The organism is Peribacillus aracenensis (assembly GCF_025175645.1).
GTDB classification, from domain to species: domain Bacteria; phylum Bacillota; class Bacilli; order Bacillales; family DSM-1321; genus Peribacillus; species Peribacillus aracenensis.
Genome location: NZ_JANZMJ010000042.1, coordinates 17,092 through 38,300, shown reverse-complemented (window position 1 = coordinate 38,300; position 21,209 = coordinate 17,092). Strand labels below are relative to the sequence as shown.

Annotated in this window: 21 protein-coding genes and 3 pseudogenes; 6 read left to right on the top strand and 18 right to left on the bottom strand. The window is 37.7% G+C overall.

Annotated elements, in window-relative coordinates; all coding sequences use genetic code 11:
- Nucleotides 1-109: 109 nt before the first annotated feature.
- Nucleotides 110-715: a nucleotidyltransferase family protein gene (locus N0M92_RS26420; protein ID WP_260288600.1), complete on the bottom strand. Its 606-nt coding sequence runs from the start codon at nucleotides 713-715 to the stop codon at nucleotides 110-112.
- A gap of 339 nt (nucleotides 716-1,054) precedes the next feature.
- On the opposite strand from N0M92_RS26420, the pseudogene N0M92_RS26415 reads away from it, so the two are divergent.
- Nucleotides 1,055-1,214, top strand: a pseudogene (locus N0M92_RS26415) (CoA-transferase); the annotation flags it as partial.
- Nucleotides 1,215-1,439: 225 nt separating this feature from the next.
- Here N0M92_RS26415 and N0M92_RS29615 read toward each other — a convergent pair.
- Together N0M92_RS29615 and N0M92_RS26405 are read right to left on the bottom strand one after the other, a co-directional pair.
- Nucleotides 1,440-1,505, bottom strand: a pseudogene (locus tag N0M92_RS29615) (YpjP family protein); the annotation flags it as partial.
- A gap of 206 nt (nucleotides 1,506-1,711) precedes the next feature.
- Nucleotides 1,712-2,998, bottom strand: coding sequence for a M14 family zinc carboxypeptidase (locus N0M92_RS26405; RefSeq protein ID WP_260288599.1), 1,287 nt, complete (start codon nucleotides 2,996-2,998; stop codon nucleotides 1,712-1,714).
- Between the two features lie 229 nt (nucleotides 2,999-3,227).
- Here N0M92_RS26405 and N0M92_RS26400 point away from each other — a divergent pair.
- Both N0M92_RS26400 and ftsZ read left to right on the top strand, forming a co-directional pair.
- Nucleotides 3,228-3,326: pseudogene (locus N0M92_RS26400) on the top strand (IS6 family transposase); the annotation flags it as partial.
- Nucleotides 3,327-3,776: 450 nt separating this feature from the next.
- Nucleotides 3,777-4,790, top strand: coding sequence for a cell division protein FtsZ (gene ftsZ / locus N0M92_RS26395; protein WP_260288598.1), 1,014 nt, complete (start codon nucleotides 3,777-3,779; stop codon nucleotides 4,788-4,790).
- 246 nt (nucleotides 4,791-5,036) lie between these two features.
- Here the strand turns inward: ftsZ and N0M92_RS26390 are convergent, their stop codons facing one another.
- The 6 genes from N0M92_RS26390 to N0M92_RS26365 form a co-directional block, all read right to left on the bottom strand.
- Nucleotides 5,037-5,939 (bottom strand): aldo/keto reductase, encoded by a 903-nt coding sequence (locus N0M92_RS26390; RefSeq protein WP_260288597.1) that lies wholly within the window; start codon nucleotides 5,937-5,939, stop codon nucleotides 5,037-5,039.
- A gap of 303 nt (nucleotides 5,940-6,242) precedes the next feature.
- On the bottom strand, nucleotides 6,243-6,569 hold the full coding sequence (locus N0M92_RS26385) for a PTS lactose/cellobiose transporter subunit IIA (protein ID WP_260288596.1): 327 nt from the start codon (nucleotides 6,567-6,569) through the stop codon (nucleotides 6,243-6,245).
- A 24-nt stretch (nucleotides 6,570-6,593) separates the two neighbouring features.
- Nucleotides 6,594-6,899 carry a PTS sugar transporter subunit IIB gene (locus N0M92_RS26380; RefSeq protein ID WP_260288595.1) on the bottom strand — a complete coding sequence of 102 codons (306 nt, stop codon included), beginning with the start codon at nucleotides 6,897-6,899 and terminating at the stop codon, nucleotides 6,594-6,596.
- A gap of 30 nt (nucleotides 6,900-6,929) precedes the next feature.
- Nucleotides 6,930-8,012, bottom strand: coding sequence for a DUF871 domain-containing protein (locus tag N0M92_RS26375; protein ID WP_260288594.1), 1,083 nt, complete (start codon nucleotides 8,010-8,012; stop codon nucleotides 6,930-6,932).
- Nucleotides 8,013-8,032: 20 nt separating this feature from the next.
- Nucleotides 8,033-8,308: a hypothetical protein gene (locus N0M92_RS26370; protein WP_260288593.1), complete on the bottom strand. Its 276-nt coding sequence runs from the start codon at nucleotides 8,306-8,308 to the stop codon at nucleotides 8,033-8,035.
- On the bottom strand, nucleotides 8,301-9,629 hold the full coding sequence (locus tag N0M92_RS26365; RefSeq protein ID WP_260288592.1) for a PTS sugar transporter subunit IIC: 1,329 nt from the start codon (nucleotides 9,627-9,629) through the stop codon (nucleotides 8,301-8,303). The genes N0M92_RS26370 and N0M92_RS26365 overlap by 8 nt, the downstream gene beginning before the upstream one ends.
- 272 nt (nucleotides 9,630-9,901) lie before the next feature.
- Here N0M92_RS26365 and N0M92_RS26360 point away from each other — a divergent pair, with 272 nt between their 5' ends.
- Nucleotides 9,902-10,168 (top strand): ribbon-helix-helix domain-containing protein, encoded by a 267-nt coding sequence (locus tag N0M92_RS26360; protein ID WP_260288591.1) that lies wholly within the window; start codon nucleotides 9,902-9,904, stop codon nucleotides 10,166-10,168.
- A gap of 326 nt (nucleotides 10,169-10,494) precedes the next feature.
- On the opposite strand, the gene N0M92_RS26355 is transcribed toward N0M92_RS26360, so the two are convergent.
- Nucleotides 10,495-10,920 (bottom strand): VOC family protein, encoded by a 426-nt coding sequence (locus N0M92_RS26355; protein WP_260288590.1) that lies wholly within the window; start codon nucleotides 10,918-10,920, stop codon nucleotides 10,495-10,497.
- 203 nt (nucleotides 10,921-11,123) lie between these two features.
- Here N0M92_RS26355 and N0M92_RS26350 point away from each other — a divergent pair, with 203 nt between their 5' ends.
- Entirely contained in the window at nucleotides 11,124-11,471 is a 348-nt protein-coding gene (locus N0M92_RS26350) for a potassium channel family protein (RefSeq protein WP_260288589.1), read from the top strand.
- A 403-nt stretch (nucleotides 11,472-11,874) separates the two neighbouring features.
- Here the strand turns inward: N0M92_RS26350 and abc-f are convergent, their stop codons facing one another.
- From abc-f to N0M92_RS26320, 6 genes are all read right to left on the bottom strand, one after another.
- The gene (gene abc-f / locus N0M92_RS26345; RefSeq protein WP_260288588.1) at nucleotides 11,875-13,503 is read right to left on the bottom strand and encodes a ribosomal protection-like ABC-F family protein; all 1,629 of its coding nucleotides are present in this window, start codon (nucleotides 13,501-13,503) and stop codon (nucleotides 11,875-11,877) included.
- Nucleotides 13,504-13,946: 443 nt separating this feature from the next.
- Nucleotides 13,947-14,816 carry a cation diffusion facilitator family transporter gene (locus N0M92_RS26340; RefSeq protein ID WP_260288587.1) on the bottom strand — a complete coding sequence of 290 codons (870 nt, stop codon included), beginning with the start codon at nucleotides 14,814-14,816 and terminating at the stop codon, nucleotides 13,947-13,949.
- A gap of 206 nt (nucleotides 14,817-15,022) precedes the next feature.
- A complete protein-coding gene (locus N0M92_RS26335) occupies nucleotides 15,023-16,021 on the bottom strand; it encodes a sensor histidine kinase (RefSeq protein ID WP_260288586.1) in 999 nt (332 codons plus the stop codon).
- Complete coding sequence (locus tag N0M92_RS26330; protein WP_260288585.1) at nucleotides 16,018-16,689, bottom strand: response regulator transcription factor; 672 nt, start codon at nucleotides 16,687-16,689, stop codon at nucleotides 16,018-16,020. Before N0M92_RS26330 ends, N0M92_RS26335 begins: the two co-directional genes overlap by 4 nt.
- A gap of 18 nt (nucleotides 16,690-16,707) precedes the next feature.
- The gene (locus tag N0M92_RS26325) at nucleotides 16,708-17,673 is read right to left on the bottom strand and encodes an alpha/beta hydrolase family protein (RefSeq protein WP_260288584.1); all 966 of its coding nucleotides are present in this window, start codon (nucleotides 17,671-17,673) and stop codon (nucleotides 16,708-16,710) included.
- A 184-nt stretch (nucleotides 17,674-17,857) separates the two neighbouring features.
- Nucleotides 17,858-18,409 carry a dihydrofolate reductase family protein gene (locus N0M92_RS26320; RefSeq protein ID WP_260288583.1) on the bottom strand — a complete coding sequence of 184 codons (552 nt, stop codon included), beginning with the start codon at nucleotides 18,407-18,409 and terminating at the stop codon, nucleotides 17,858-17,860.
- 455 nt (nucleotides 18,410-18,864) lie between these two features.
- Here N0M92_RS26320 and N0M92_RS26315 point away from each other — a divergent pair, with 455 nt between their 5' ends.
- Entirely contained in the window at nucleotides 18,865-19,188 is a 324-nt protein-coding gene (locus N0M92_RS26315; protein ID WP_260288582.1) for an antibiotic biosynthesis monooxygenase family protein, read from the top strand.
- 424 nt (nucleotides 19,189-19,612) lie between these two features.
- Here N0M92_RS26315 and N0M92_RS26310 read toward each other — a convergent pair whose 3' ends face one another.
- Complete coding sequence (locus tag N0M92_RS26310) at nucleotides 19,613-20,182, bottom strand: GNAT family N-acetyltransferase (RefSeq protein ID WP_260288581.1); 570 nt, start codon at nucleotides 20,180-20,182, stop codon at nucleotides 19,613-19,615.
- A gap of 149 nt (nucleotides 20,183-20,331) precedes the next feature.
- Nucleotides 20,332-21,093, bottom strand: a complete 762-nt coding sequence (locus N0M92_RS26305) for a class I SAM-dependent methyltransferase (RefSeq protein ID WP_260288580.1) — start codon at nucleotides 21,091-21,093, stop codon at nucleotides 20,332-20,334.
- Nucleotides 21,094-21,209: the final 116 nt, after the last annotated feature.

Here is a 21,209-nt window from a genome sequence, read left to right as displayed (position 1 = left end):
ACACCCTTCGACTCATATTTTTATTGGAACATATTCTGAATAGAAACCTCTTCCTATGATTTTATCAATGAGAATGATCTTTTATGATTCATTTCTATTCAAGATTTTCCTAGTTTTTAATTATATTTTTACTTCGCTTATCATAATCAATGGCTTTTTGGTAATCCTCCGGTGTATCAACATCCATTAATACTCCCACATCATCTATATTCATGTATTGCTGTTCGTAACCACCAAGGACCACACGCAAATTACTCTCTGGATTGGTTTCTAGAATTTTCTGTTTCACTTCGCTAGATAATTTAATGGGGTGGCCGCCTTTATGGTCAAAGCTGGGAATAACCACGTTTCCTTTGTGTTTTGCTAGTAGCTGAACAGTCTCTTTTTTAACAAGCGGACAATCTCCGGGTGTAATAAAGAAGGTTGGGGCATTTACTTCGTTGCAGCCCTTTTGAATGGAATGAAACATTCCCTGGTTAAAGTTTTCATTATAAACAAACTTGATCTGAAATGAATAGGCATTTTCATTGATGATTTTGGCAATTTCCTCTTGGATGATTTCCGCTTGAAACCCAGCTACGACGATGACCCTGCTGCATAATCCTTCAAATTTAGAGATCGTTTGCTCCAACACGCTCATTTGCCCCATCGGCAAAGTCATTTTAAATGCATTCGCTCGGCTGGAATATCCAGCAGCTAGGACGATTGCTTCCATGTTTGTCACCTTCTACCTATCATTTTTCTTAATTCTCACAATAAAAGCACAAGCTGAGTAAGCATTTACGGTATGGACTATTAAGAGATCATTGATTGTTTATGCTTTGAATTTTAATTAAAGAATCTGGATAGCGTTTTTTCTTTATATGCGTAAAAGCCTCATTATATTACTTTTGGTACGCTTCAGCGTAACGCATCTAAATGAGTTTTTTTAAACTCTCATTACATCTGGGATTTATGTACAACGATTAATTCAAGGAAGCAAAGAAAATCGAATTGAAAGAAGAACAACTCAATTAATTGGCTGATTTGATGAGTATACATGTAGATAAAGAGCTTGACGTTAGGGAGAAAATTATCAAAAAGAGCGGAACAAGATTCAATCAGGGAGCTATGTTAACCTTGGAATAGGTATTCCTACCCTTGTTGCAAACTTTATAGAAGAAAATAAACAAGTGGTCCTTCAATCAGAAATTGGGCTGCTTGGAATTGGGCCCTAAAACACCTTTGATACGGAAGAAAAAATTGTTTTTAATGACGGGTCAAATCGATGACAGTGGTGCGGAGCACATCATTAATCCATACTATGAAAATAATAGATTTAGATGAACTTGAATTAGAGAAGAAGAGGTACACGCAAAAACCAATACAGTAGAAATTTTCATGCCCTCTCAAAAACAAGCAGGAAAAGTTTTAAAATGAAAAGGAAACCAATATCCCTATTTTGGCGGATGATCTCGACGGACATGGAATCGGCATAAATCTTCTCCACTTCTTTTTCCATATACATATCCAAGGCGTGACAGACACCGACTCAATACCACAATTAATAGAATTTTAGATGCAACAAAAATTTAATGAGCCTCTGTATCCTCCAAATCTCTAGCCCTACAATCTATTTAAAAACAACAAATAGGAGAGTTAATCACTATGGATAACTCTCCTATTATGGTACATCCTTTAAAAATCAACCGCTTCACAGCAACCGATAAAATTAATGTTTATTCCCAGGGTTTACTCCTAGGGCAGTGCTTGGGATGGCATCATAGACAGCAGGATTGGCGTTTTCAAGTGAACCGTCTGCTAATCCGTTAAGAACCGCAATGACTGGAACCTTTGCTGTTTTTTTAAGCATTCCGTTTTGCTTCTGACCGAGCGTTTGGGTTTGTCCCTTTATTTCAATTAACATCGTGGCTGTGCCATTTAACTGGATGGACCCAAGCCCAGAGCCTGGGTAGTTCACGGTCGGATATTTTTGAATCGCGCCGAAAGAGGAGTTTCCGAGCTGCAACGACTCATAAGCGACGGCATTGACTTTTTTGCTCAAGGTAAGGACATCCTCGTCTAACACATAGTTCTTCCCGCTGAACGGGTCCATATAAGGCTTGGTTGTAAATTGGGCAAGCAGCTGGATGGAAACTGAACGGCTGTCCTCTTCTGACAAGCGGTTAAAGCCTCGGTGATGAATGTCAATGGCAACATCAGGATTTAGTTCTTGGGTCAATTCTGTAAGTGCACGTGTTTCCGGTGAAAAGACAAGTGATGCGTTTGCTCCATTATTTGTGGCACTATTGTTTAACACTTCTGCCACTTTCTGTGGATCCTTTTTAATCTCTTCCATTATGTCAAAATCATAATTCGGATGGAAATCACGATTTAAGTCGAAACCAGGGATCCCGTAAACCACGCTTCCATCATTGTTTTGGGCTCTCTCGCTACCTTCTGCATTGTAATACCAAGGTGCTTTTGTATCAGCTGGAAGGCCTAATTCTTTTGGATTCCATGTTTGATGAGAATACCTGGTAGGAAATTGTTTCCCCTCGTATTGGTTCGCTGTTCCATCAGGATTTAAACGTGGCACAAACCAAACACTCACCTCATCCAACATATCATTTACTTCTTTACTGCCCGATGATAGCTGCTGCATTAACTCAACAATTGCTTCTGTGCCGAGTGGCTCATTTCCGTGAATTTGAGTATAAACAAGCACCCTCTTCTTCTCTGGATCATTGTCACCAAATTTCGCTACATATAGTGGGTACCCATCGTTGGATGTTCCAAATTGCTCAAGCCCCATCTTCCCTTTCGATGCCTTTTCGATCTGCTTTAATTTGCTTTCCAATTGCTCATTTGACATCAAACCTGATAAGGAAAGGTTCTGTCCATCCTGTACCCAAGGACCATTTGGAGTGGTGACAGGCTCAGCAAAAGCTGTGGTTCCTACAAGAGTGGAAGCCAAAAACCCACTAGTGAGAATGTACTTTAATGCTTTTTTCTTCAATATTTTCTCCCCCTTATATCTATATAACAAGACAAATATTAGCATATTCTGACTATTTACGAAATAATATATTTGAAAATTATGAAAATTCAATCTTGAATTGAAGATAAAAGGGTATTTTGTCCTAGTGAAGAGAGTTGTCAAAGTTCCGTTTTTCTTTTTTCTCCTCTGGTAGTCTCTAAATCTTGGACACACTGATATTAGTACTCTAAAAATGGACGTGGTCAGTATGGAAAAGGAAAATGTATTTAAGCGGAAACATTATCAACCTGATATGATTTTATTAACCGTGAGATGGTACCTGCGGGACAACCTCAGTTTTCGTGATTCGGATCCGGCTAGTATAAAAGCGACTTCTCATTGTTCAGCAATCGCGCCCCATTGCCAATAATATATTTTGGAAACTAAGTATCTGTTTTAAACTCATTTTAGTATACTTTTAATTATTTTTGTATCAGAGCCATCTTCATAGATACGTATTTGTATGTAATAATGTATATTTATTGATTTAAAAGTGGAATTACCTTAGAATAAAAACAAAGATTACCTTTTTAGGATATCGAACCCACCCGCCTTTAGCAAAGAATGGAAGGGTTCAATGAAAGGCATTGTCGTTAGGAGTCTCCTTTACTGGACTTCTAACGACAATGCCTTTTTATTTAACTAAATCTAAATATAAGAAAGATAAAACATTTCGAATAAAATGAATGAGTGTTTCCGCTATTTATTTGAATAGTTTGAAACAAGGTAATTTCAATGAACTAGGAGGTCCTATAAAATGGAGTTTGTTACAAGTGTAAACTCATCAGTCAATATTAAAGTAATTGGTATTGGCGGCGGAGGAAATAACGCCGTTAACCGTATGATCGAACATGGAGTTAAAGGTGTAGAATTTATAGCTATTAATACAGATGCACAAGCTCTTAATTTATCAAAAGCAGAGATCAAGATACAAATCGGTGCAGCATTGACAAAAGGTTTAGGATCAGGGGCAAATCCAGAGGTAGGTAAACAAGCGGTTAAAGAAAGCAAAGAGCAGATCCAAGAAGCATTAAAAGGTACAGACATGGTACTCGTTACAGCCGGAATGGGCGGCGGTATAGGAACGGGCGCTGCCCCTGCTATTGCTCAAATTGCTCGTGAGCTTGACATACTAACCATCGGCGTTGTAACACTTCCGTTTGCGTTTGAGGGCAATAAGCGTGCAACACAAGCAGCAGGCGGAATCGCCTCAATGAAGAAAGCAGTGGACACATTAATTGTTATTCCAAATGATCGCTTATTGGAGATTTTACATAAAAATACACCCATGCTTGAGGCATTTCTTGAAGCGGATAATGTTATTCGGCAAAGTATCCAAGGTATATCGGACTTAATTGCTGTACCAGGTTTAATCAACATTGATTTTGCAGACGTGAAAACAATCATGTCCAATAAAGGATCTGCCTTAATAGGCATTGGCAGGGCAACCGGTAAACATCGCGCTGCGGAAGCTGCAAAGAAAGCCATTTCCAGTCCGTTACTTAACACTTCCATCGACGGAGCCCAAGGTGTGTTAATGAAACTCACAGGCGCCAATATAAGTCTATATGAAGTACAAGAAGCAGCAAATATTGTTACTTCTGCGGCAGACTCAGAGTTAAATATGATTTTCGGTTCTGTTATTAATGAAAACTTAAAAGATGAAATTATAGTAATTGTCATTGCTACTGGCTTGAATGATCAGGAGGTTCCATCATTGAAAATGTCTGCCCGTGCTTCCATAACAGAAATGGACAAACGACTGTCATAAGAGTTCTGGTGCAAAATACGATTATTATAATTCACCAGGAACACTGTTAGTGAAAGTCAAATAGAAGGTATGGAGCAAGAATTATCTGAAAGTCCAGAAAATGGGACATAAATAGCTTCTATAAAATTCCTTTTAACCTTTTCGTATCCATAGTGAAAGTCCATCTCGTCATTGTTTGCTATTTAAAAATGGGGACCTCTTCACGGAGGTCCCCATTAATGAGGGCTTGTTTAACGGTACAGTTCATTACGGGATATCATGTCCCATCGAGCTGGTTAAAATATTGAACCATTGCTCTTTTTTCATGCTTAGGTTTAGTGAATCGATGGCGCTGTCCAGTCGTTCTTTCTTACCGGATCCAACGATGGGAATGATTTTTGCAGGATGTCTCAATAGCCATGCATACATCACTTCATCTATTCCAATAGCACCGATTTCTTCTTTTACGATTTCTAACGTTTTTCTTAATCGGGCAGCCTTTTCATTCGATTCCTCAAAAATGCTTCCTCCTGCAAGAGGTGACCAAGCCATAGGAGCCACGCCCGCTTGTTGACATAGATTAACGGTTCCGTCCTCGAAGTTTTCAAGATTATATGCGGAAAGTTCCAGTTGGTTCGTCACAAGGGGATATTCAAGGTAAGATTGAAGCATATCCCATTGCGGTTTTTTGAAGTTCGATACGCCAAAGTTACGGACCTTTCCTGATTCTTTTAATTGATTAAATGCCTCAGCCGTTTCCGCCGGGTCCATCAGGGGATCCGGACGATGGATAAGCAATAAATCAATATAATCCGTTTTAAGATTCATAAGAGATTGTTCAACAGACTTTATTATATGGGTTTTACTAGTGTCATAATGGTGACTTTTATGAGAAGGACGGTTTTCGGATTTAAGAACTATGCCACATTTCGTAACGATCTCCATTTTATCGCGTAAAGATGGCTTTAATGAAAGTGCTTTCCCAAAAATCTCTTCACACGTATAGCTGCCATATATATCGGCGTGATCATATGTAGTGATGCCCCGATCCATTCCATGTTCAATAAGAGATAGGATTTCATCTGTAGAAAATCTCCAATCTGCCAACCTCCACATACCGTGAACAATGCGTGAAAGACTAAATTCTTCAGTTAGATTGACTCTTTGCATGTTTTGCTCCCCTTTTATACCGTGATTAATCTTGTTAATCAGTTGTTTGTTCTCCGTTCCATCATGATTATCCATCGTTAATTCATGTCAGTATTATTTGCTACTGCCATGAACATTAGTATAATTTAAAATTTCGGAGAATCCTAATCTTGAGTGGCCCTTAATTGCCATAGCTTAGGTTCATGAATCTATGCTAAAGAAATGCATCGCCGCCTTATTCGAGCATTTTCACCCGTTTGTTCCATAAGAAAAAGGCTGCCGCAGCAACCTCTTAAAAGGAATTCTTCAGCATAAATGAATTCATTAGTTCCTTTGTATTTTCTCGTGTAATTCCACGATTTCCATCGCTAAATCTTTTGTTGTCATGGAAGTCATCAGGTGATCTTGAGCATGGATCAGGAGCATTGGAATTTCGAATTTCTCACCGTTCACTTCTTGTTGAATCAATGCAGTTTGGATTTTATGCGCAGCAACAAACTCATGCTCCGCTTCCTCTAATTTATCCTGGGCATCGCCTGATTTACCTTGTTTTTGCAAGGCGATGGCTTCCATCGCACAACTGCGGGCATTCCCGCTATGAAGAATTAATTGAAATGATAATTCAGATAGATCCTCTTTCGTTTTCGCCATATTAACACCCCTTTTGATAGTATGCTATTTTGAAATTAATTGGAGGGCCGTACGCAATACTTCCTTGCCATTACATGATCCATAATGCATTGGATTTATCGTATCTACCGGTACTCCTTTTTCATCCCCTATTTTCTTTATATCATTAAGTAAATAACGAACTTGAGGGCCTAAAAGAATAACATCCACCTCATTTATGCGGTTTCTTACTTCCATTGTGGCAACAGCCTGAATTTTCACGCTCAGTCCTTCTTCCGCCGCCGCTTTCTCCATCTTATTGACCAATAGGCTAGTGGACATTCCTGCAGAACAGCATAATAGTATATTCATCCGTAATCCTCCTTAAAAATTAGGTATAGGTTATTTAATCAATTTAAATGTGGCCCATGGTTTAATATAATCCATTAAAAAATGTTCTTCTTTTACTACATGGGCGACTGCATTTTTTCGTTCATCCAATGGCATATCCTTTAAAATGACTTGAAGTTCCCCTTTGTATTTACCAAAGGAATCATTGCCGATGAAAACAGACCCTTTTCTCTGTGGGATACTTTCTCGGATTGCAAAGTCTTCATTCGCATATTTTTTCCTAACCTCTACTGAGCGGACCATATACTCACTGATATCACCACGGCGAAGGTGTATTTCTTCCAATGCAACCTTTTTCTCAATTGGTGACACATCCGATTGGAGTTCCACCTTCAGCTCGATTATGTCACGCTGCAATGATCCCAGCATTCTTAATTCCTCTTCACTCGCGTAAGCATTCCCGATGATGACATCATCTATTAACCCAGTTGCCCATAGATGCTTGGCTTGTACATCAATTGAAAGTTCCCGGTGCTGTTCTAATGTGCATAATCCATCATTAATACTCCAAGGACCTATATCACCGGTTTGTGAAGTAACAAATGCGGCTGTACGAATACCATGTTCTTTAAAACGTTTACTGCAGGAAATGAAGAAGTCATAAGGTAGACCTGTGTATTTTTGGGGATAGAAATTATGACAGCCAATCAGTTGATTTTTATTCCCTTGGTGAGTCAGAATATTCGATAAATATTCAACATCATTACTCATATTCAATTCGATTTTCAATCCATAAGGATTATATGTCATTTTAGCTTCTTTCAAGCCATCGAACCCAAGGTCTAGACGAACACCGTCAGCTCCCATTTCTGCGAAAAAGCTCAAATCATCATAACTGATATCAAACTTGTCGAAAACAGCTGGAGCAACATCAAGAATGACTTCCATATGTAACGTTTTCGCATAAGAAATAATATTTTTATATTCTTCCATGACAATTTCATAAGGTTTTGAAACCGATAATAAACATGTGAAAATTCGTTCAAAACCATAACCATGGGCAAGTTTAATATATTCCTTGTCTTTTTCCGGTGTAGAGTGTTCCGGATAAATGGAAATCCCCAATCGTCTCATAACCTAACATTCCTCCTTCGTTACTTGCTTTCTTTCCATTGAGCCCGCCTGGCATGTAAACCCATTAAATAGTCACGGTAGCGTGAGGATACCATTACAGAACATATAACCGTCGGTACAATGACAATTAAATAATATGTCGATCCCATTGCGCTAAACAGAATGATTGAAAAGCCAATGATTACAATAGACATGCCGACTGATTTCCAGGGTGTTAATTTTTCACCTAGGCCGGTACGAGAAAAAATGATTTGGGCCCCTACAAATGATAGGGTTGCGAAAATTATTTCAAGCATATTTAATGCCCGCCTTTTTATCTTCAGGTCCGGCTTCTATTTTATTTTCATCTCGTAAATGTTGCTTCTCGAACATCTTGAAAAATGGAAAGTAGATCATTAATGAGATGACGAAATTCAATAAAACCAGAACCCCGGCCATGATCGTCCAATTTGTACTGATGACAGCCGCAATTGGACTAAAGACCGTAAACGGCAGCTTAGCCATTATCATCGGTATCAACCCTAATTGAAAGAATGTATAGGAAACTATGACATTTACCAAGGGAGCAACAATGAACGGAACCATTAAAATGGGATTCATGACAATTGGCGCTCCAAAAATGATAGGTTCGTTAATATTAAAAATCCCTGGAACAAATGACAGTTTACCCAGTTCTTTCAGATACTTCGATTTTGAAAATAAGAACAGCACGACAAGCGATAGAGTCGATCCTGCCCCTCCAATCCATACGAACCATTGAATGAACTGTTCGGTAAATAAATTGGGTAAATTCGCCGCATTGCCCGTCCTTGCAAATGTATCCATATTTTCGAGAATCGCCGAATCCCACATTGGCCGTATGATCGGCCCTAATATTGCCGGCCCATGAATGCCCAGCGACCAAAAGAAAACGATGAGAAAGACTGTAAGTAGACCACCTATTAAACTATTGCCAACCAATAAATTTTTGAGAGGAGACACCAAAGTAGTGATGATCGAGTTAATGTCAAAGCCTAAGCCATAACGAATACCCCAGAAAAGAAGGACCACTACCAATGTTGGAATAAGAGCTGCAAAGGAATTCGAAACCATTGGCGGAACGCTTTCCGGTAATTTGATTTTTATATCGCGTTTAATTAAAAAATGAAAAATTTCAACGGAAATCAACGATGTTACGATTGCACCGAATAAAGAGGCAGCACTCAAAGAACTGATAGGTAACCAGCGACCCGCTTCTATCACCCCTGGAACGGATTCCATGACTTGAGTAGGCACAACACATGTAATCAGGAAAGCTAAGACTGATAGGAGGCCTGCACTGAGCTGATCTAATTTATAATGGCCAGCAAGCGCCGACCCCACCCCGAAAGCAGCATATAAAGCCATTGCTCCCACTGTAAACCGGAACGGAACATCCAAAGCAGCACGATAAGGTGCAATCCATTCATCATATCCATCGATAGGAAAATTCAACAAAATAACAAAGAATGATCCAATGATCGTCAATGGAAGAGTTGCTAGAACACCGTGCCTGATAGCCAGCAGATGTCTTTGTGAACCAATTTTGTTTGCAACCGGAAGCACTTTCATTTCGAGTAAACCCATAAAATTATTCAATAACCTTTCCCCCTTTTGAATAGTAGTCTGAAAAAACAAACAATTTCAATAAATAAACATTATAACGTTATATTGATTATGTCAATATTTTTATTGAAAATATGGTTGTGTTACAGACTTTTAAATCATAGAAGTGTAACATCCTTGCTTCACCTAGAACAGCAAAAAAGAAAGCTCCCTGCCTCTTCAATTCTGTACAAGCCTATATACATTTCCCTACACATATTTGTTTAACTTCAATTAAAGGTATATGATAGATAAAAAGACTGTAGGTGGAACGACTTATTAATTCTGAAACGAGAAAACCAATAAACATTACCCTCAATCCGTACTTGAATAATAGACTCACTAAACTGGCTGAAGAAAAAAATATCCCAATCGAAAGATTGATGGATAAAGCTGTAGATTTGTTGCTTGAATACATGGAAGATTGTGAGACTGTTAATCAGGTAAAATACAGTAATAACGAAGCGATTGAAAAGAATAAAGAAATGATTGCAAAAAGTAGAGAATTCATTAATAAAAAAACAAGCACTTAACCCCAAGGTAAAGTGCTTTTTCATACTGTAGACAACTCGATAAAAATCGAGTTTGTCTACAGTTTTTTATGGCTTGTACAATTTGGACGTTGCTTTCCACTCCAGGCACTCGCTTTCCGCGGGCGGTCAGGGAGCCTTCTCGGCTTTCGCCTATGGGGTCTCTGTTCCCGCAGGAGTCTCGAACACCCGATCCAATCAACTTTGTTTTAACCTTTGGATAGAATCCTTTTGCCTAGAGTCTTTTTAGAAATATTAAAACTTGAGGTGATGAGGATGCTTTCTAAACATGTTTCTATTCAGCGAGATCGATTTGAAATGGATCAAATTCAGGATTCCGTGATGTCCCACTGCGGATTCCAAACGACTTCCCAAAGGTGTCCATCAGGGTCTTGAAAGTGTGCAGAGTATCCTCCCCAGAAAGTGTCATGTGCCGGATCGGTAACGATCGCGCCAGCTTTTTTTGCTTTTTCCAACACAATATCCACTTCCTCTTTACTACCTACATTGTGACCAAGGGTAAATTCAGTAGGACTTGCCGGAGATAGAGGAACCTTGGCCTCATGAGCTATATCCCTTCGATTCCATATGGCAAGCTTTAAGCCTTCTTGGAGGTCGAAAAAAGCAACGGCTCCATGCTCAAATTCTTTGCCCACTATTCCTTCTGTCTGAAATCCGAGGCCATCCCGATAGAATTTCAACGATTTTTCCAAATCATCCACACCTAATGTTATGACAGTAATACGCGGTTTCATGATTGACCTCCTTCTTACTTACTTTCACCTTCTATTGGTTACCAACGCTTTTAGTTCATACCAGGTTAAAATCAATACGTTTTTTTGTCAATCTAAAAGGAATTCCTGTATAGTAGAATGATTAACTGATCAAGCTCGATATCAGAATATACTAATTCACTTTACTTAAAATGGAATGAAACCGAAAGGAAAAGGAATTACCAATGATTTCATTTATCCTCACCTTGAAACGTTTCCTAAAGGCTCTATGGTCTGCTTTTAAATTGAAGAACTTCCAGGTTCTTTTCGTATTGGTCCTGATTATGTTACTTTCCGGCACAATTTTCTATGTTAAGCAGGAAGGTCTGACTGTGATTGAATCCCTTTACTTCTGTGTTGTTACTCTTAGTACGGTTGGGCATCCAAGTTTTGAACCGCAGACAACATTTGGAAAAGTGTTTACAATGATTTATATTGTAGGCGGCACCGGATTATTTATGGGCTTAATAGGATACCTTGCATATGCAATCATAAAGAAACCGGAAAACGAGAGCAACAGCAGAAAAATCTGAATGCATAGGAATGCTTAAAATAATTGGCATTCCTTTTTGATTGGTGTAAATAATCGCCGTTCAAAGGACCAAGTGAAGGTTCTCCCTCAAATTACTGAAGTTTGAGCAAGGACCTTTATTCCTCTATGTATTGGTTTTCTTCAGTTGTTTTAATCACAAGTCTAGCCGTGGCAGGATACGGATTACTGATTTTCTTCGTAATTTCCCCCTTTCCCCATATAGCGTCATCCAAAATACAGGACTATTGAGTCACTTCGGAAAAATAAAATCTCCATATATTTCTTAAATCAAGATTAATTAGGACTCATCCATTTTATTGCTATTTTATCTTCACCTACTTTAACCGCTCTATCCATCAAAAAGCCCCTCTTGATTAAGAAGGGCAATTAATAATGGATGGCACTTAATCTTCAAGCTCCTTTTTCTTGTTCAAGAGCTGGAGGTATTCCCTATCCAATTTCTCCTTTTCCTTTTCCTTCATTACACTGGACAACTTCCCAAGGGTCTCGACGATTTGCACTTCAATCATAAGAAGTTCAGCCTGTTTATCTAGATGACCATCTTTAAGCGTAGCCGATTTAGTTGATTTCTGATTGATAGCACATACTCTCGGAGGTTCATCTTCAAATGAAAGTGCATGTGTTGCAAGCGATTGGATCAATGAACGATCATGAGTCACAAAAACGATGGTTCCTGGATATGCTTTTAACACCTCGGTTAGAGCCTCTTTAGTTTGAATATCCAGGTAATTTGTAGGTTCATCCAAAACCAGTACATTATAGTTTCCCAAAAAAACTTTTGCCAGGGAAGCCCTGACTCTTTCCCCACCGCTTAAAAGGGATACTTGTTTGTGAACATCATTTCCTTTAAAAGCTAATCGGGATAATAGCGTACGAATAAAGGCTTGATTGTAGGGACTGTCCTCCAATATATTTTCAAGAACCGTTTTACTTTCATTCAAGTTTTCTTGTTGTTGGGCAAAAAAACCAATTTTTGCTGGCTTCGCGATATATAAATCTGGGTGCCGCTCCACTATCTTTTTCAATAATGTCGTTTTTCCTGAACCATTTTGACCATCGATGGCGAGTCGGCAAGCTAGGGGGACATCTCCAAAAATATGTTGTTTCAGTATCCTTGACCCGACTTTCAGGGAACAGCCATTAAATCGAATGACCCTTTTGCTATGCAAAGATGGAAATTCCGAAATATCAAAGATTATAGCGGAATCTTCCCTCGGCTTTTCTTTTTTTGCTAATTTTTCGATTCTAGTTTCAATCGCTTCTGCGGAACGGTTCAATTTCGCCTTCTGTTTCCCGGAGCTCCGTTTATGGAGCCTTGCTTCTGAATTGCCCATTCGTTTAGGGGCTTTCCTAATTGAATCAGATTTGGCTTGGAGGTTTTGGGCAGCCTGTTTCAACCGATTCTTTTCACGGGTATACTCTTCATATTGCTTATCTTCCTTTTCTGTTTTTGCTTGCTTTTGTTTGATATACGCTTCGTAATTCCCTTCATATACAGTTACCTTGCCTTGCTCGACTTCCCATATTGTTGTACACAGGTGATTTAAGAAAGCTTTATCATGTGAAGTAAGTAAAATAGCGCCATTAAAAGACTTTAAATCCTTTTCCAATTGTTCAATTCCGGATATATCCAAATGGCTGGTAGGTTCATCCGCAATCAATACATCCATATTGGAGGACAGAGCTGCGGCGATTTTCCTTCGAGTACGCTCGCCGCCGCTTATGATTTCTTGATTCTCATTGGGCAGTTTCCATATGCTCGTTAACTCCCCGCTTATTTCTTGTTCATTTTCTTCAATTTGCGGGATATAGCCGACTGTTCCATAGCTTTCTATATGACCTGTATCGGGTTCCCTCACGCCCGCTAGAATAGAAAGCAAGGTCGTTTTACCTTCTCCATTCCTACCAACCAATCCAACACGGTCATGGCTGTAAAGATGAAGTGAGTCAACGGAAAGAACTTCACGGTTCCCGTAACTTTTCTTTAAATCATTCGCTTTTAAAAATAACATGAAAAATCCCCCTCTATTTTTCTAGAGAGAGATCGCCTGTTACTAAATTAATATACATAAACCAAATATACCTCATCTGATTTGATAACAGATAAAGCAGTTGTATATGAATTAGTCCCTATAAACGAACAGACGAATCCCATCTCTAAACATAATCATTAAAAATCTCACAAGGGTATCTCAAAAGTTTCTTGTTCAAATGAAATGGTGATTCACGCTACTCACCAATAAAATCGGTAAGCAAACAAAGTGACACGTATTTTTTTGAACATATCTAACCGATTACACCCATTGATATAGATTTAGATTTACTGTTTATTTGATAAGATTACTGCTTCATTGTATAAGGTACCTTTTCCTTCCAATGTAATGAATGATTGCATATTATTCATATGTTTGTAAAGCCATTTTATACCCTTTTTATTAATGCTCAAGGGAGAGAATTAATTGGGCTCAACATGGACATGAACATCATACACTCCATGATCTTTCATCATCACTTTCTCGACATGGGTCGCTATATCATGTGCTTCTTTAATATCCAAGGTAGAATTGACAAGGATGACAACATCAATCACTTCATTATTCCCGTAATTTCTCCCTTTAATTTCTTTTATCCCCTTGACTCCATCCACATTTGTAATTACATCCTTATATAGATGAATTTTATTTTCATCAAACCCGTCAGAAAGTTCATGCGAGGCTTGAATGAAAATCTCCCAGGCTGTTTTGCATATCAATAATCCAACTATGATGGCAGTAAGGGAATCAAGCCAAGGCATATTTAATTGGGAACCGAAAATCCCAATAGCTGTTCCGATACTTACCCAAGCATCGGAAATATTATCTTTTGAAGCTGCCATAACGGCTTTACTATTAATTTTTATAGCAAGCTTTTTATTATATCGGTATACAAAATACATGGCTATTGCTGATAAAATACCTACATACCCTGCAATAATGTCAGGTGATTCCTTTCCACCTTTAAGCATGGAAGCAACGGCATCTATTAAAACTTGTACACCAACAGCAAACATGATGAATGAAGCTACCATCGAAGCAATCGTTTCACTTTTCCAATGACCATAACCATGATCTTTATCGGGGGGTCTTTGAGCTAGCCTTAAACCGATCAGCACGGCAATGGACGCGATAATATCGGTCGTGTTGTTCAAACCATCCGCTTTCAAGGCCGCTGAGTCGCTTATGTATCCTATAACAAGTTTCATGATTGATAGACAAATATAAGCAATGATACTAATGATTGCACCACGTTCGCCTAATTTGAGGTCATTATATTTTTGTTCTTCCATTCAACTTCCCCCCACAATTAAGTACCTGAATATCATACCAACTTAAAAATGGGTGGGTCTATAGCAACCTTTTTGTATCGCTTTATATAAGTAAGTGATATATAACTATGTTGCATAGGGCAAACTATCTGAAAAGAATGATATTGATGAACCCTTGACAAAATCCCCGGATGCTAATGCCGCAAAATTAACCAATCAATTGAGATTTATATCGTTTTTTCGAATGTAAAACAAAATGAAGTTCCGCTTTCGTTTGATTGCAAATCATATTTTATATGTAGTGTTTTGGCTATATCCTCAATTATTTTTAAACCAAGCCCCTTACTTTTACTATCAATATCAAAACCAATTCCATTATCCTTGATACTGATCCCATTATTTTCTATGGTTATCACAAGTTTATCAGCCCTCGAGTGATTCAAGACATTTTGGAAAACATTATCGAATAACCTTTGAAGCCACAAGTCATTACTTATCCATTCCAACTTTCCATGTAATGGATGATAAATTAATTCAATACCATGCATGTTATACAAATAGCCCCATTTTTTAACCATCATTTCTATTAAATCGTGCATATTCACTTCATCATTTAAGATATAAGAATTATCTAACGCATCTGTGGATTGTATATTATATTCATTTGTTAATTCGGAAATATAATCAATTTGTTGATAAAGTGATTGTAATAGTGGAACTTGATCCGTATATTGCCCTTCTATATAAAACAATTGTAATCTTATTGCAGTTAAAGGTGTATTGATGTCATGCCTTAATTTATTCAAGAGTTCCTTTTTCATTTCCTCCTGTTGTTTTAGTTCCAATTCCCGAAAGGTCGTCCTTTCTATCAATAAGTTCACAGATTTAGTTAATTTCCCGATTTCATCATTGCTTTTAATCTCTAAGATATTCGGAATCTCCTTATCACTAGCTAAATTCCTGATGGTTTCATTCAATATATTTATTTTATTTAATAGCGAGTTAATAGATTTGGAAAATAAGAAGGCTAACAATAATAATGATAAAATGAATACCCCAAGCATTGTAGGATATGCAAAAGATTGATGAAAAGGAATGTCATCATTTTTGGTTTTAAAGGCAAAATCATAAATGACTGACATAAGGATACTGATTAACAGTAATATAAATGGCACGCTAATAACGGCGATAAATAATAATAGCTGATATTTTTTCTTTAATTTCATTTCTTTATATAGGTATTCAATCTATACCCTTCCCCATATATATTTTCGATGATCTCACCGTTGTTATCATTGATTTTGGTTCTAACTTTTTTTATATGTACATTAATGATATTTTGATTCCTATCTTCGAGCTGCCATAAATATTCAAAGAAATGTTCTTTCGTTAAGATCCGATCCCTATTTTCATATAAATAGAAAAATATTTTACGCTCTATCGCAGTAAAAACCACTTCATTATGCAAGTCATTATTGAATACCTTCTTATGTTCGGCATCTATATATATATGCTTAATTTGCGTGAAAGTACCATATTGATTATCCAGCAATTTCTGCATTCTTAGTAATAGCTCCCTGGGATCAAAAGGCTTAGTCATATAATCCTCACCCATTGTCAAACCTTGGAGTTTGCTTTCGATATCATTTCGGGCAGATAGAAAAATAACTGGAATATTTAATCCTAGACTTTTTACTTTCTTTGTAATTTGATAGCCATCATCTCCTGGCAGCATAACATCCATAATGACTAAATCCATCTCATGGATTATATCTATAATATCTTTTCCTTCTTTCATCCAACGTACATTGTATTCTTCGCGTTGCAAAATTTTTTTCAATAAATCACCAATCATCAAGTCATCTTCAACAATTAAAATATTATATCTTTTCATCACAAAACCTTTCTTTATTCATTTGATAAATTCCATGGCAAGATCATAGATCTCATCTGGCGCATATAAATATATGCTGTGTGTCCCTTTCAGTTTTATTACATCGGCCTTTAATAGTTTCTCTGCAAACTTCTCATAATCTTCATTTTTTTGTTTTGTATATTTAGAATCCTTATTTTCATCGGCAATCGCATCTAAAAATAAAATGGGTGTACCTTTTGGAATCGGCAAGTTCACTGATTTTTTCCCATTACTGTAACTTTGTAAAAGCTCTTGCTCCATATCATCATTAAAAAACTGTTTATATGATAGTGCTTTATACATTTCCTTTTCATGGTCACTTAAGAATGATTGCCGAATCACTTCGGGATTATAAACAGCAGAAGGAAAAAGACGGTGCAAACCCATTTTCGTTAAAATATTCACTCCTCTTACAGTCAATGAATCTACCATGCCCATTTTATGAGTTACATATTGGTGCGGTAAACCAATATCCAAAGCAATGATTCCCTTTATTTCACTTGGGTATTTTTGTGCCCAGTAAATAGCTTCGATACCTGATATTGAGTGTGGGACCAAAAAATAAGGAGGTTTATTTCCACTTTCCATCAATGATTTCCTGCTTTGTTCCAATATTGTATCAATATCCCTATCATCGTGAAAAACATCACTGTATCCATATCCAGCTCTTTCAATGACTGCAATTTTATTTTCTATTGCAAACTTACTATATAATCCTTTCAATTCATAAACTGGAGCCGCAATCCCGGAACCGGACATAAAAACGTATGTATCCTCACCGCTGCCTTCCGTATATACATGAATTCCTTTGTTATTAAAATCAACCGATGTTCCTTCTCTAATTAATGATGATTCCTTTCCCTTTTGATAATTATGGTAAATAAAAACAGCTATTGCTACAAATATGATAATAGCAATGAAGGTGAAAAATATATTCTTTGATACTTTCAACATTTTCCTCATAGAAAAACTCCTTTCATGATACTGAAAGGATATATGTTAAAAATAAATTTCTAATTAATTTTCTTTGAATATTTTAACTTTTAATGACCAGTGAATTTCATCAAAAAAAAGCTGCGCCAAAGCAGCCCTAGCTATTGAAGGAAAGTGTTTACGAATGAAGTATAGGCCGCCCTCCACCATATCCCTAAGTATAAATAATATTATATGTAGGTTTAATCACTCCGTTTGGATATTGTTTCATGTCAACTAAATCCAATTTTAGACTTGGCTTAACGCTGCCGAAAAGAGGAGTGCCTTCACCGATTATGACTGGATTCACTTTCAGCACCAATTGATCAATGAGTTTATGTTTTAATAACATTCCAGCCAATTCTCCGCCCCCGCAAAGCCATAGCTTTCCGTCACCTTGCTGCTTGAGGTTTTCGATAAACGCTACGGCATTTCCTTCGATAAGTTCTACCTCCTCATTCGATTCAAACTGAAGGGAGCTCGAGAATATATAATGTTTCAATCCCTTATAACCTGGTTCACCCGGTTTAGCTCCGAATTGAAATCCAAATTCATATGTTTTCCTTCCCCTCAACACCGCTTCATATTGCTGGATATCGGATAAAAAGTCTGGGACATGATCTCCTTCAAATAAGAAAAAGGATTGATTGATATTCCCATTCAACATTGCTTGATCGGCAATGAAATTGTCCAGTGAGACCGCTACATGATATACCAATTCTGACACTTAGTCATCCCTCCAAAAGTGATTACACATTTCACACGAACAACGAGTGTCCTATAACCTTCAGATAACCATATCCATTATTCTTTTGATATGGTCTTCATTTATTTCGGCACCCACTTGCGTACATAGGCATTTATTTAGTCTAAGGAATTCTGGGATCATACGTCTCAACGTTTTTATCATTTCATTTGAATCGCGGCCACAATCCCAACTTTCCAACAGGGATAATTGCCTTTTAGCTAATATACTTCTATTGCCTTCGATTTTTGTCCATACTCCATAGGGCCCCAAAGTAATATATATTCGTGCATCAAGAATAAAATCCCTTCCGAAGAATTGCCGTGTCCTCCTTGTTTTCTTGGCGGATATCAGGGAATCCCTTTACCTGGCATCTATCCATGTCCTCGCCCATGTGGTATTATTTTGAATATTAAGTTAAAAGGAGGCATCTTTTCATGTTTGCTAATACTCCCGAACCACCCTATTACGCTTGTATTTTCACTTCACAAAGAAGCGATAAGGATGCCGCAAGCTACCATTCAACCGCGGAATTCATGAATGAACTTGCTGCTCAACAAGATGGCTATTTAGGAGTCGAAAGCGTAAGAGATCAAAACGGGTTAGGAATTACCGTATCCTATTGGAAGTCCCTGGATGCCATAAAGCTTTGGAAAGAAAATGCCGCTCACAAAAAAGCACAAGAAAAAGGGATGAAAGATTGGTACTCGTCATACTCAACACGAATTTGCAAGGTTGAAAGAGATTATACAAGCAAGTGAGGAAACTAAGATTTCATGTACATAAATGGTTTTTCATGAAATTTTCCAACTATAGAAAAAGACCGCTTTTTTAGCGGTCTCAGATGTAGACAAACTCGATTAAAAGCAGATTTGCCTTCAGTTTTAAAAATATTCAGTTGATTTCAGAAATCCAATGAGGGTTTCATCCATAAAAAAGTACACCACGTTTGTTTTTAAATCACGGTTAGGAGTGAGACCATTTAGAATCTCCAAGTTCCAGTTGATTTTAAATCAAAGTTGATTGGATCGAGTGTTCGAGACTCCTGCGTGGAGCGTGTCTAGGGGAGACCCCACAGGCGCAAAGACCGCCGAGGAGGTTCCCCGATCGCCCACGGAAAGCGAGTTCCCTACGTACAAATTTTATAAACAAAAGTAAAAAACATGACCAAATTTTCTTTTAAAATCATGATAAAGAATTAAAGGAAATATCATTAAAATCTTCTTTTATGAGTGAGTACATATATAAATCATCGAATTTACCACAAGTATATTCATAATGCCTTAGCAATCCTTCTCTTCTAAATCCTTGTTTTTCCACAAGTTTTTGGGATGGGAGATTATCAGGTTCAATTAACGCTTCAATCCTTTCCAGGTGAAAGTGGCGATAACCATACTTAACAACGGCTTCCAATGCTTCACTAGCAATGCCTTTCCCCCAATGATCCTTACTTAACTCATATCCAATTTCAGCTCGATGATGCTTGGTGACCATATTCAGAAAACCGCAACTTCCTAAAACCTTACCGGATTCTTTCAATGTAATTCCCCATCTGATTCCCGTACCTTCCTGGAATATAGATTCGTACCATTTAATTTCATCCCATACGTCATTTACTGTTTGGCACGGATCTAACCCCATTGGCTTCACTACATCTATATCAGATAAATATTTAAACATATCACCCGCGTCTTCTATTGTTACTACCCTTAAGATCAATCGTCGTGTTTCAATAAGCGGAAATACCTTCTCCAACCAATATCCCTCCCCAAAATCCCTTTTTCATACGTTACTGATTTAATCATTACCTAATTAAAGCCGATAATCAACGCTTTAAATGTATAAAGAAATAATGATAATAGCAAAAAGGCGTCCCTACTTTCGTAGAGACGCCTTTTTGCCGTTTACTTGATTCCTTCATTCATAGAATTCGGTTCCTTTACTGCTGAAATCATTAAAAACATGGGCCTTCGATTTTCATCTTTCATTTCAGGAACACTTTTTAACAATTCATCAGATGGCATCGGTTCCTTTACGGCTCTTATGCTGAATCCAGCACCAATCAAGTCATTTATATATGTTGAAATCGTACGATGATACTTGACTACGTTTTCGGCTAAGAAGGTTGTTTCTCTCACACCTTCGAATTGATAATTGTCAACTGGCCAATGCAGATGATTTCCGTTATCATCTACATACCAAGCTTGTTCTTTGCGGGAAGTAAAGATTGGATGTTCAACCGAGAATACAAAAGCGCCTCCAGGCTTTAAACAATCATGGACCTTTTTACAGATTGACTCATAGGACTCAATGTAATGAAAAGCCAACGAACTGATAACCACATCAAATTCAAAACCGGAAAAATCGATGTCTTCAATGGGCATTTTCATATATAAAATGGAAGGATCATCCGTTTTTTCACGTGCTCTTTGTAGCATGTTGCCGGAAATATCCACACCAACGACGGAACTGGCCTGTTGCTCTCGGGCAAATCGGCAATGCCAGCCGAAACCGCATCCCAAATCAAGTACACTCTTATTATGCAGATTTGGCATTAGCTCTTTTAGTACATGCCATTCTCCAGCAGCTTCAAGTCCTTTGACCGATCGTGGCATTTGCTCATACGCAGAAAAGAAATTTGCATCATCATATTTGTTTTGTTTCACAGTCATACATCTCCTATAATTCAAGATTGCCTCCTAAGATTAATACCACTTCTATTACAGGAGGCTACCTATCTCCTTCCCACCATTATATTCACCTCATTTTCTTGATAAAAATT